Annotated in this window: 10 protein-coding genes; 4 read left to right on the top strand and 6 right to left on the bottom strand. The window is 66.7% G+C overall.

What is annotated here, in order from left to right:
* Positions 1-110: 110 nt before the first annotated feature.
* The 5 genes from ON38_RS31105 to ON38_RS31085 all read right to left on the bottom strand — a co-directional run bounded on the left by ON38_RS31105 (position 111) and on the right by ON38_RS31085 (position 6,990).
* Positions 111-1,370 (bottom strand): amidohydrolase family protein, encoded by a 1,260-nt coding sequence (locus ON38_RS31105; protein WP_039828729.1) that lies wholly within the window; start codon positions 1,368-1,370, stop codon positions 111-113.
* Positions 1,371-1,830: 460 nt separating this feature from the next.
* Entirely contained in the window at positions 1,831-2,499 is a 669-nt protein-coding gene (locus tag ON38_RS31100; RefSeq protein WP_051165514.1) for a glycosyltransferase, read from the bottom strand.
* A gap of 177 nt (positions 2,500-2,676) precedes the next feature.
* Positions 2,677-4,113 carry a FadD3 family acyl-CoA ligase gene (locus ON38_RS31095; RefSeq protein WP_039828728.1) on the bottom strand — a complete coding sequence of 479 codons (1,437 nt, stop codon included), beginning with the start codon at positions 4,111-4,113 and terminating at the stop codon, positions 2,677-2,679.
* 19 nt (positions 4,114-4,132) lie between these two features.
* Positions 4,133-5,329 (bottom strand): amidohydrolase family protein, encoded by a 1,197-nt coding sequence (locus ON38_RS31090; protein WP_039828727.1) that lies wholly within the window; start codon positions 5,327-5,329, stop codon positions 4,133-4,135.
* Positions 5,330-5,367: 38 nt separating this feature from the next.
* Complete coding sequence (locus ON38_RS31085; protein WP_083873243.1) at positions 5,368-6,990, bottom strand: AMP-binding protein; 1,623 nt, start codon at positions 6,988-6,990, stop codon at positions 5,368-5,370.
* 91 nt (positions 6,991-7,081) lie between these two features.
* On the opposite strand from ON38_RS31085, the gene ON38_RS31080 reads away from it, so the two are divergent.
* A complete protein-coding gene (locus ON38_RS31080) occupies positions 7,082-7,798 on the top strand; it encodes an enoyl-CoA hydratase/isomerase family protein (RefSeq protein WP_039828726.1) in 717 nt (238 codons plus the stop codon).
* Positions 7,799-7,817: 19 nt separating this feature from the next.
* Here the strand turns inward: ON38_RS31080 and ON38_RS31075 are convergent, their stop codons facing one another.
* The gene (locus ON38_RS31075) at positions 7,818-8,402 is read right to left on the bottom strand and encodes a TetR/AcrR family transcriptional regulator (protein WP_039828725.1); all 585 of its coding nucleotides are present in this window, start codon (positions 8,400-8,402) and stop codon (positions 7,818-7,820) included.
* Between the two features lie 358 nt (positions 8,403-8,760).
* Here ON38_RS31075 and ON38_RS31070 point away from each other — a divergent pair, with 358 nt between their 5' ends.
* The 3 genes from ON38_RS31070 to ON38_RS31060 all read left to right on the top strand — a co-directional run bounded on the left by ON38_RS31070 (position 8,761) and on the right by ON38_RS31060 (position 11,816).
* Entirely contained in the window at positions 8,761-10,029 is a 1,269-nt protein-coding gene (locus ON38_RS31070) for a cytochrome P450 (RefSeq protein ID WP_039828724.1), read from the top strand.
* 58 nt (positions 10,030-10,087) lie between these two features.
* A complete protein-coding gene (locus ON38_RS31065; RefSeq protein ID WP_039828723.1) occupies positions 10,088-10,924 on the top strand; it encodes a mycofactocin-coupled SDR family oxidoreductase in 837 nt (278 codons plus the stop codon).
* A gap of 247 nt (positions 10,925-11,171) precedes the next feature.
* Positions 11,172-11,816, top strand: coding sequence for a hypothetical protein (locus ON38_RS31060; protein WP_157182019.1), 645 nt, complete (start codon positions 11,172-11,174; stop codon positions 11,814-11,816).
* Positions 11,817-11,841: the final 25 nt, after the last annotated feature.

The following is an 11,841-nucleotide window of genomic DNA, read 5'->3' as shown; positions in this document are numbered from 1 at the left end:
GGCGCGGTGCGCGGGAACGCCGACCGCCTCCCGGGCTCCACGGAGTCCGGGAGGCGGCGTACCGGCGGTCGCGGCGGGCTCATGAGGGAATGCCCGGCCGCGACCGGGGCTCAGCTCGCGTGCTTGGCCGCGAAGCGCTCGGCGTACTCGGCGCGGGTCGTGGTCGACAGGTCCACGTCGGTGGCCTTCGCGCGCAGCGCGCCGACCGTCGCCTGCTCCCGGGAGGTACGCGCGAACGGATCCCAGTTCAGGAAGCGGCAGGCGTTCTGCCAGGTGATCTTGTCGATATCGGAATCGTCGGCCCCCGCGCCCTCGAGCTCGGCGAGCACGAATTCCGGCGCGCCCGGCCACAGTGAATCCGAATGCGGGTAGTCGCATTCCCACGCGATGTTGTCGATGCCGATCTCGTGCCGCAGTTTCAGCGAGGTGGGGTCGGTGACGTAGCAGGCGAGCACATGCTCGCGGAACACCTCGCTGGGCATCTTGCCGCCGAAATCGCGCCGCAGCCAACGCTGGTTGGTGTAGTGCCGGTCGGAACGGTCCAGGAAGAACGGGATCCAGCCCACGCCACCTTCGGACAGGGCGACCTTGAGTTTCGGATAACTACGGAAGGCCGGACCCCACAGCAGATCCTGGGTGCCGATGAGCGAAATACTGGGCGCGAGGACCATCAGGTTGTCGATGGGCGCGTCCGGGGCCAGCTTGAGGACGCCGAAACCCTGGCCGATATGCAGGTTCATCACGGTGTCGTTATCGCTGAGCGCCTGGAACACCGGCCCCCAGTAGTCGATGTCGTGATAGCTGGGCAGGCCGTCGATATGCGGCAGTTCCGGCATGGTGACCGAATGGCAGCCCTTGGCGGCGACGCGGTTGATCTCGTCGACGGCCAGTTGCGGCTCCCACAGCGGCAGGATGGCGATCGGGATGAAGCGATCCGGGTAGGCGCCGGCCCATTCCTCGATATGCCAGTCGTTGTAGGCGGAGATCATCGCGACGGTGATCTCGTCCATCCCGCCGCGGCTCAGATGCCCGGCGCTGAAACCGGTGAAGGTGGGGAAGCACATGGAGCCGAGAACGCCGTTGGCGTCCATATCGCGTACCCGGTCGTGGATGTCGTAGACGGCGGGCCGCATTTCGGCGTACCCCGCGGGGTCGTAACCCCATTCCTCCGGCGGCCAGGAGACGACCGCGTTGAGGCCGGTGACACCGGTGGGCCGGTCCCGGTAGATCCAGCGATCGATCCCCGCGTCGTCGACGACGACCTTGGGAACGTACTCGGCGTACTTCTTCGGCACGTGATTGTCGAACATATCGCGCGGCTCGACCACATGGTCGTCGATGCTCACCAGAATCATGTCGTCGATATTCACCGGACTCCTCGCTGTTCATGGTCGACGCTCGGGCATCCCGAGTTGCGAGATTGCAAATCTGCCAATAAGAGAATGTCACTCTCGTCAAGGATAAACGATACACCCGGCTGCGGGGTCGACAACTGCGCAGTACCGGTGGCATCTTCGGCTTCAGGGCATGGGTGCCTTCTGCCGGCGCGACCTCGTGGGGGTATGCGGGAACGACGCACCGCCGGGCGGGAGTGCCTTGCCGCGACCGGGCGACGAGAGCTTTTGCGTCCGGGCGGCTCACCGAGTGGCGATCGCGCCCGGCCGGGATGCCGAACGCCACGTCGGCCGCCGCCGGGGCCGTGTGGCGGGCGCGAAGGCGTGGTGATCGAATCACCGCGCGCCGGTCAGGGAGTCGATACCGCCGAACCGTCGAAGTATCGACGTACCAGAAGATTGAAGTTCGTGTCGCTCCGCATGATGATTTCCGGCGTCAGGTGCTGGAGATACCGTGGCCCCGATGCCGTCTGCCACAGATGATGGCAGAAGGCGTTGGGAAACTCGTCGCCCTGTCCCTCGAACAACCACGCCAGATGCTCGGCGGTCCAAGTGGGCCAGTGGAAATTGTCATGGGCGCCACGGTGATCAGTTCCGGAAACAATCCGGCCAGGTAGGCGGGGTACTGTACCGACATCTCCGACCAGAACTGATCCATCCCGGTGGAACGAAAACCGCTCCAGCGCGATGTCGCCGGATCCCACCCGCGCAGCCACTCCCGTCCGAACGGTGCGTCCGGCTCGGCGAGGATCACCGCGTTGCACAGACCGATATGGCCCCCCACTCCCTCCTGTCCGAGTACGAACGACTCACCCAGGAAAGGAGTGAGAGGGCGAACGGACAACACATCCAGATCCAGATAGATACCGCCGTCGCGCATCAGCACGTCGAGTCGGACCAGATCGGACCGGTGCGCGGGGTGCGGGACCGGAACTCCGCCGATCGAATCCGGTGGGTCGATCCGCACCACCGCGGTGATGTAGTCGTCGGCCGCGTCCCACCAGGCGCCGGACGGGATGCGGTCGCAGTAGACGATCAGCTCATCGGGCGTGTTGACCTCGGCCGCCGACCGGACCGCCAGGTAGCTGACGAGCGAGAACTCCATCGGCTGGAGACACACGAAGAAGCAGCGATTGGGAATCATATCGTTTCAGCTCGCCGACTCGGACCGTACGCATGCCACGGGGGAACTCTATTGGTTCTCCCTCGTTCGGGGTCCCGCGTGGTGTTCCCGCTGCTGAATGCCTGTGCCGGATGCCGCCCGTCGTTCAGTGCACGTCGATCACCTCAGGTGATCCTTCATGACCTTGCCGGTGGCATTCAACGGCAGCTCGTCGAGAAACACCACGGTGCGCGGAACCTTGTATCCGGCCATACGCGTCCGGCACCAGGCGATGAGTGTCTCGGCATCGATGGCGGCGCTGTCACGGTTGTGCACGACGAACGCCTTGCCGACCTGGCCCAAGCGCTCGTCGGGGACCCCGATCACCGCCGCCTGGGACACCGCCGGATTCTCCAGCAGAAACCCCTCGATCTCGGCCGGGTAGGCATTGAATCCGCCGACTATGAACATATCCTTCTTGCGCCCGATCACCTTCAATCGGCCATCCTCGTCGAGGCTGCCCAGGTCGCCGGTGTGCAGCCAACCGTCGCTGTCGATCGCGGCGGCAGTGCTCTCCGGGTCGTCGAGGTAACCCTGCATCACGCTGTAGCCGCGGATGAGTACTTCGCTGTCCTCGGCGATCCGCAGTTCGATACCGTCGCAGGCGGTGCCCGCGGTGGTCGCGATCTGCTCGAAGGTGTCCCCGGGACGGGAGGCGGTGGCCGTACCGGCTTCGGTGAGACCGTAGCCGGTCATGATCGACTGGAACGGCAGTTCCTGCCGGACCCGGCGGATCAGGTCGACCGGGATATCGGCGGCGCCGGTCACCGCGGCGCGCAATGAGGAGATATCGCGCGCACCCCGGTATTCCAGTAGTGAGTGGTACAGCGTCGGCGGGCCCGGGAGCATGGTGATGCGTTCGGTTTCCACCAGCTCGATCACCCGGTCCACGTCGAACACCGGCACCGGCAGCATGGTCGCGCCGCGGACCAGGGAGGCCACGATGCCCGCCTTCAAACCGAAGGTGTGGAAGAACGGGTTGACCATCAGATAGCGGTCGCCGTGGCGCAGATCGGCCAGATCGCACCATTCCGAGTACAGCCGCAGGGTCTGCAGATGGTTCATCATCACGCCCTTGGGGCGGCCGGTGGTCCCGGAGGTGTAGATGATGTCGGCGATATCGGTGCCGGCGACATCGCGTTCGAACGGCGCACCGGCGGTGAGGAAATCGGATTTCAGATCGTAGACCGGCACCCCGGGAGGCGCCGGGTAGTCCGCGCCGAGGAAACCCTTCTGCACCAGCAGGGCCTTCGCCCCGCTGCGGCGGATGACATCGGCGGCCTCCTCGGCTTTGAACCGGGTGTTGACCGGCACCAGCACCCCGCCCGCGGTCAGCAGGCCGAGGGCGGCGACGATCCACTCCGCCGAATTGGGCGCCCAGATGGCCACCCGGTCGCCTCTGCCGATCCCGGATTCGGCGAACGATCCCGCGGCCCGGCGGATCCGGTCCACCAGTTCGGTGTAGTTCCACCGCAGGTCCCCGTCCACGACCGCTTCGGCATCACCGAAGCGGTCCGCGGTGGACAGGGCGAGCTGCGGGATGGTTTCCCAGGTCATGCTGTGTCCGCCACCGCGCTCAGACCTCGAGCAGCCGGGCCAGGTTGCCGCCCATGATCTTGGCCTGGTTCTCCAGCGGCATGTCCTTGATCTCGTGGATGTAGCGCGCCGGTTCGGCCAGGCCCTCCGGATGCGGCCAGTCGGACCCGAACAGCACATGATCGGCGCCCATGACCTCCGACAGGCGCACCAGGTCTTCTTCCCAGAAGGGGCTGACGTAGAGGCTCTGCTTGATGGCCTCGATCGGGTTGCGGAAGCCGAAGCCCTCCGGTGCCTTCTTGTAGACGTCGGACAGCTGTTGCAGCAGCGGCTCGAGCCAGGCGGACCCGTTCTCGATGACAGCGATCTTCAGATCCGGGAAGCGGTTCAGCGCACCGTGGCACACCCAGGACGCGACCGCGTCGGTGACCGGGCGCCACTGGTTGGTCATGGCGAAGGTATTGGTCTGGAACGGCAGCATCTCCAGGCTGTTGCCGTCCCATTCGGCGTCGTAGCGGGAATAGCCGCTGTCGGAGGAGTGCATGGTGACCAGCACATCGAGTTCGACGACGCGCTTCCAGAACGGATCGAACTCCGGCAGCGCGAACGAGCGCATGCCCTTGAAGCCGGGGACCGGGGCCGGGCGTACCAGGATGGCCTTGGCGCCGTGTTCGACCACGGCCCAGTTCAGTTCGGCGATAGCGCGCTCGACGATCGGCAGGGTGATCACCGGGACGGTGAAGATCCGGCCGGAGTGCACGAAGTTGCCGTCCTGGCCCCAGTCGTCGAGCATCCAGCGGTTCAGCGATTCGATCACGGCGTGGATCAGTTCGGGGTGGTGGCGCATCCGTTCCTCGACCAGGCTGGCCAGGGTGGGGAACATCAGCGCGCGCTGGAGCTGGAGATCGTCCATGACCTTCAGCCGGGCCTCGGGATTGCGGAAGGCGTCGATCGCCTTCATCGACTTGCCGAAGATCTCACGCCGGCTCTTGCCCTCGGGGTTGCCGTGCTTGAAGTACTCCTCCATGGCGCCGGGCCGGGCCACCACCTCGAAGGTGGGGTTGGGGATGTACTCGCTGATCTGGCCGAGTACCGCGATCTTGGTGCGGCCGTTGATCTCGACGTACTGGATGGCTCCCTCGTACTGCTTGGGCAGGTGGCGGGTGAGCGCTTCCTTGGTCTCGTAGAGATGGTTGTCCGCGTCGAAGAGCTGGTACGGCAGCTCGACTTTGCTCATGGAATCCTCCTTGGCTATTTATGAGAATCGTATTCTCATTATGGTTCGGTCGCAACGGCCTCGTCGCGCGCCGCGGTCAGCTCCCGCCGGATGGCGAACTTCTGGATCTTTCCGCTGGGGGTCCGTGGGAAGTCGGCGACGATATGCAATTCCTCGGGCCACTTCTGCTTGGCCAGGCCCGCCCGGGCGAAATGCGCGCGCAGCGCCTCGATATCGGGTGGCCGGTGGCCGGGCAGGCACCGCACCACCGCGGCGGTGCGTTCACCCAGGCGTGGGTCCGGCACGGCGACCGCGACCCCCTCGGCCACGCCCGCCAGTGTGAGCAGCACCTCCTCCACCTCGAGCGCGCTCACGTTCTCGCCGCCGCGGATGATGATGTCGGACAGGCGATCGGTGATGGTGAGGTAACCGTCGGCGTCCACGGTGCCGATATCACCGGTGTGGTACCAGCCGTCGGCGTCGAAAGCGCGGGCGGTGAGATCGGGATCGGTGTAGCCCAGGCACAGGTCGGGGCCGCGGCTGACGATCTCGCCGTCGCCGGTCAGCCGGAATTCGACGCCGGGCAGCGCCTTACCGTCGGTGAAGAGGCGTTTGTCCGCCGGTGCGGTGGACAGTGAACCGGTGATCGAGGGATGTTCGGTACTGCCGTAGGAGCGGAAAACGGTGATGCCGAGTCGCTCGAGGCGGGTGCTCACCGCCGCCGGTACGGCCGCGCCGCCGAGGCCGGCGTAGCGCAGTTGCGTCAGGTGCTCGGGCGTGTAGTCCGGATGGTCGAGCAGGCTGGTGACGAAATAGCTCACTCCGCCGCCCACGCAGATGTTCTCGCTCGCCATCAGTTCGAGGACCCGGCCGGGATCCCAGAGGTCGAGCAGATGGATCGGGGCGCCGTCGAGGACCGGGATGAGCAGGGCGTTGAGCATGCCGATGAAATGGCCCACCGGCGCCGAGGTGAGCTGATCGCCTCGGTCGTCCGGGTACATCCCGGCCAGCTGGCGGACCTCGTAACCCAGGGTGTTGTGGCTGTGTACCACGCCTTTCGGTGCGCTGGTGGTACCGGAGGTGAAGGCGATACACGCCGGGCCGTCCGGGTCGGTCCGGAGCGCACCTGTCATGGGCTCGGGTTCGAGCAGGGCGTCGAAATCCCGATCCACCACGCCTACCACCGGCACCGTCGCGGACAGGCCCGGGTCGAATTCGTTGTGCCCGAACCGTTCGCAGGTGATGAATACCTTCGGCGCGACCGCGCCCAGGATGTAGCCGAGTTCCCGCCGGCCGTAGAAGTGTGCGACCGGGACCACCGTGGTGCCCAGCAGCGCCGAGGCCCAATAGGTGGCCGCCGCCTCCATCCAATTCGGTAGCTGGAACGCGACGATATCGCCCGGCCCCACCCCGCGGCGGCGCAATCCGGCGGCCAGTCGCCGCGCGATCCGTTCGACCTCGGCGAAGGTGCCCGTCCAGGGGCGGATCCGGGAATGCACCGCGAAGGTGGCGGCGGGTGCCGCGGCCAGGCCGCGCGCCAGCAGTTCGCCGAGTGTCTCGTCGGTCCACCAGCCCGCCTCGCGATAGCGCAGGCCCAGCTCGGCGGGGACCTCACGCGGGGAGGCGACGGAGGTGGAGTGTTTCCACGCGGGGTCTGTGCTCTCGTGCCGGGGCTGCGCCATATCGAACTCCCGATCCGACCGCCGGAGTCCAGCGGAAAGTATATGGTTCTCTGAGTAAGAGAATCATATTTCCGCCGAGGAGAACAAGACGATGATCGAGCTCGAACTCGCGGACGGTCTGGCCGTCGTCACCATCAACCGGCCGCACGCGCGCAATGCCATCGCGTTGGACACGATGGACGAGCTGGACAAGGCGATCGACGGCGCCGCCGGTGCCCGGGCGCTGGTGATCACCGGTGCGGGCGACCGTGCGTTCGTCTCCGGCGGTGATCTCAAGGAACTGGCCGCGCTGCGGACGGTGGAACAGGCCTCGGCCATGGCCAATCGGATGCGAGAGGTCTGTGACAAGATCGCACGATTCCCCGGGCCGGTGCTCGCCGCACTGAACGGTCACGCGCTGGGTGGCGGCGCGGAGGTCGCGGTGGCCGCGGATATCCGGATCGCCGCGGACGATATCAGGATCGGCTTCAATCAGGTGGCGCTGGCGATCATGCCGGCCTGGGGCGGGGCGGAACGGCTGGCGCGGCTGGTCGGCCGCGGCCGGGCGCTGCTGCTGGCGGGATCCGGGGAAATCCTGTCGGCCGCGGACGCCGAACGAGTCGGCCTGGTGGACCGGGTGCTGCCGCGCGCCGAGTTCGATACCGGCTGGCGGGCGCTGGCGCGGTCGCTGGCCAACCCCTCGGCCGGAGCCGTCAAACGAGTGGTCGACGGCGCGAGTCCGCAGGAGGCGGTGGCGGCCTTCGCCGAACTGTGGGTGGCCGACGCGCACTGGGCGGCGGCCGACCGGGTGATGAACCGCGGGAAGTGAGGCCGGGATGAGCCGCCGGTTACGACCCGTTCTCGAGCAATCCGATCTCGCGTTCGGCGAAGGCGAAGGTTTCCGCGTGTCCCGCGGTCATCCCGAGCGCCTGTTCCAGGACGACCATCCGCGCCGCGCTGGTCATCAGCACCGAGAGCACATCGGCGGGGAATCTGCCGGTGTCCACGCCGTAGCCGTCGAGCAGCCGGGCCAGTGCCTCGGTCTGCGCCGCGCGGAACTGCTCGGAATAGCGCACCACCTCGGCGCGGATCGCCGGTTTGTGATTGGCCAGGCCGACGAACTCCATGGTGAACCGGGCGGCGGTGGTGTCGGTACTGAACTCCCACAGTGCGTGCAGCGGCCGGTCGGATTTCAGGACCTGCGCGAGGGTTTCCAGCCCCTGTTCGGCGCGGCGCCGGAACACCGCCAGGAAGAGGTCGTCCATCGACCGGAAGTAGTAGTGCACCAATTGTGGTTTGAGACCGGCGTGTTCGGCGAGTCGCCGCGAGGTCACCGCGGCCCAGCCCTGTTCCAGCATCAGTTGTTCGGCCGCGTCCATCAGGACGCCGCGGTTCTTGGCCTCGGGTGCGCCGAGCCGGCGGGGTGATGACATGTTCAGGCCTCCTCTGGACTTTTCGTATTACCACGCCGGTCGCGAGATCACCGGCGATCGTATCCCGCGGTCGACGACTGTTGACGCGCTCCCTCCGCCCATGCTAAGCATGTGCTCAGCATCACATCTGAGCGCTCGCTCAGCAGCTGTCCCGGCTCGATACCGGGGTACCGGCCGCGGCGTCGGATGGAGTGTGTGGGGCGGCGCGAGGAGGCGGCTGTGGGGCGATCCGGAGCAGCAGCGCGCGCCGTGGACGGCTTCCGGCGGCGACAGGCCGCGAGGGCCGCGCAGCAACCGAGCCGTATCAACCGGTGACCCACGGTTGGCGAAAAGATTCTGTTGATATCAGGAGGTTCCCGTGACCGATTTCGATACGGTCGACTACTTCACCGATCCCGCGCTGGTACCCGACCCGCATCCGTACTACGACCATCTGCGCGCCAAATGCCCGGTGACCCGGGAACCCAACTACGGCGTCTGGGCGGTAACCGGCTACGAGGAAGCCGTCGAGGTCCTCCGCGACTCCGACACGTTCTCCTCCTGCATCGCCGTCGGCGGGCCCTTCCCGCCGCTGCCGTTCACCCCAGAGGGCGACGACATCACCGGCCAGATCGCCGCACACCGCGAACAACTGCCGATGCACGAGCACATGGTCACCATGGATCCGCCCGATCACACCGCCGCCCGCTCGCTGCTCAACAAACTGCTCGTGCCCTCCCGGCTCAAGGAGAACGAGGAGTTCATGTGGAAACTCGCCGATAGACAACTCGACGAGTTCATCGACGACGGCCGCTGCGAATTCCTCTCCGCCTACGCCAAGGTCTTCACTCTGCTCGTGATCGCCGACCTGCTGGGGGTCCCGGAGGAATATCACGAGGAACTGCGCATCAACCTGGCCGGCGGGCCGACGGTCGGTTCGATCGACAAGGAGATCGTGCCGGTCAATCCGCTGGAATGGCTGGACAACCTGTTCAGCGAGCTCATCTCCGAGCGGCGCACCAATCCGCGCGACGATGTGCTCACCTCGCTGGCCCAGGCGAAATATCCCGACGGGTCGACGCCCGAGGTGATCGAGGTCGTGCGCACCGCGACCTTCCTCTTCGGCGCCGGCCAGGAGACCACCGCGAAACTGCTCGGCAGCGCCATGCAGTTCATGGTCGTCCGGCCCGACCTGCAGGAGGCGCTCCGGGCCGACCGCAGCCGGATCCCCGTGTTCATCGAAGAGACCCTGCGGATGCAGGCGCCGGTGAAGAGCGGATTCCGGCTGGCGAAGAAACCCGTGGAGATCGGTGACGTACCCCTGGCGGCGGGCTCGCTGGTGATGGTCTGCCCCGGCGCGGCCAACCGCGACCCGCGCCGTTTCGAGAACCCGCACCTATTCGACCTGGACCGCCCGAACTTTCGCGAGCACATGGCATTCGGCCGCGGTGTGCACACCTGCCCAGGTAGTCCGCTGGCGCGGGTCGAGGGCCGGGTCTCGCTGGAACGCATCCTGGACCGGATGCTCGATATCCGGCTCGATACGGACAAGCACGGCCCGCTCGACGATCCCACCTTCCATTTCGAACCGACCTTCATCCTGCGCGGCCTGACCGATCTGCACATCACCTATACGCCGAAGTCGTGAAACAGAAGTCACAGCAAAGCCATTCAGCGGTCCGCTGGAACGAGGAAAAGAGGAAGTCATGACCGGACGGGTCGAGGGCAAGGTCGCCTTCATCACCGGCGCGGCCCGCGGCCAGGGCCGCAGCCACGCGGTGCGGCTGGCCGAAGAGGGCGCCGACATCATCGCCATCGATATCTGTAAACCGATCGATACGGTCGAGATACCGCTGGCCACACCGGACGATCTCGTCGAAACCGAGGAATTGGTCAAGGCCACCGGCCGCCGGGTCGTCACCGCCGAGGTCGACGTGCGCGATTCGGCCGCCCTGAAGGCCGCGCTCGCCGAAGCGGTCGGCACACTGGGCCGGCTCGACATCATCGTCGCCAACGCCGGGATCGCCAGCGGCGGCGACACCCTGGCCGAGACCGACGAACAGGTCTGGCAGGACATGATCGACGTCAACCTCAGCGGGGTGTGGAAATCGGTGAAGGCCGGCGTCCCGCACATCCTGGAGGGCGGCCGCGGCGGGTCGATCGTGCTCACCAGCTCGGTCGGCGGTCTCAAGGCATACCCGCAGACGGGGCACTACGTCTCCGCCAAACACGGTGTGGTCGGCCTGATGCGGGCCTTCGCGGTGGAACTCGGGCAGCACAATATCCGGGTCAACTCGGTGCACCCGACACATGTGAGCACCGCGATGATCATGAACGAGAAAACCTTCAAGATGTTCCGCCCGGATCTGGAGAACCCGACCGCCGACGATATGGCGCCGATCTGCCAGCTGTTCCACACCCTGCCGGTGCCGTGGGTGGACCCGATCGATATCAGCAACGCGGTGCTGTACCTGTCCTCCGACGAAGCCCGCTATCTCACCGGTGTGACGCTGCCGGTGGACTGTGGGTCGATGCTCAAGTAGTCCGCTGCGGTCTCGCGGCCGCGGCCCGGGCGGGGTCACCGCCCGGGCCACGGCCGGCACGGCCCCACGGTGCCGCCGTCGGCGACCGCGCCGGGTCTGCGCCCATGCGTCGAGCCGGACCGCCACCACCAAGGGCCCCTCCCTGCACGGGTGACCGGCCATGGGAAGCTATCGCTTGGTACCGGGCCTGCCCGCCGTGGATACTCGCCCGGGCGGCGCCACCCGGCCCCCGCCGGGAGGAGGAAGTGTGGGTTCGGAGTACACCACTCGGGAGGTGGTGGACCTGATCGTCGAACTCGGCCTGGTCGATCCGTCGACGCCGGGTGAGGTATTCGAATCCGGCGTATTCGCCGGGCCGCTGAGCCGGTTCGGTCATACCGATCGGGATGCCGTGCGCAGTCTGCTCGGGCGCCTCGGCATCCGTTACACGCTGGGCAACAAGGCTTTCCGTGGTGTCGCAGACCTCGACCACGTGACCCGGCTCGCGTGGTATCGGCACGAGCTGGAGTCCGTCGCGGCCTGTACCCGGGGCACCGTGACGGTTACCGAGGTGCAGATGGTCGAGGAGGACGGCGAATGGGAGCTGCGATTCGACTGGGACGGTGTTCCCGAAGCATGGCCGATCTTTCCCGGTGACGACGACGAGGAGATGGAGGCCGCCCTCGTCTTCGCCACCTCTGTGCACGGCCTGGCCGGAAACCGCCTCGGCTGTCTGTGTTCAGTGGAGCCCACCGATGACGACCACGGCGTGGAGGCCGTATTCGGCGACCCGGATGCGCTCAACCGGCTGGGCGCTCGATTCGGTCTCACCTTCGTCGGCGACTCGTCGTGGCTCCGGTTGCGTGAGGCGTGGAGAGCCCGGCCGATCGGCGGCACGTCCCGTCCGGGATGATCCGCAGCGCTCACCGGTACTTCCG

The organism is Nocardia testacea NBRC 100365 (assembly GCF_000308775.1).
Classification (GTDB): Bacteria; Actinomycetota; Actinomycetes; order Mycobacteriales; family Mycobacteriaceae; genus Nocardia; species Nocardia testacea.
Note: the sequence above shows the minus strand (reverse complement) of the source record. Positions and strands in the feature narration are given on the sequence as shown.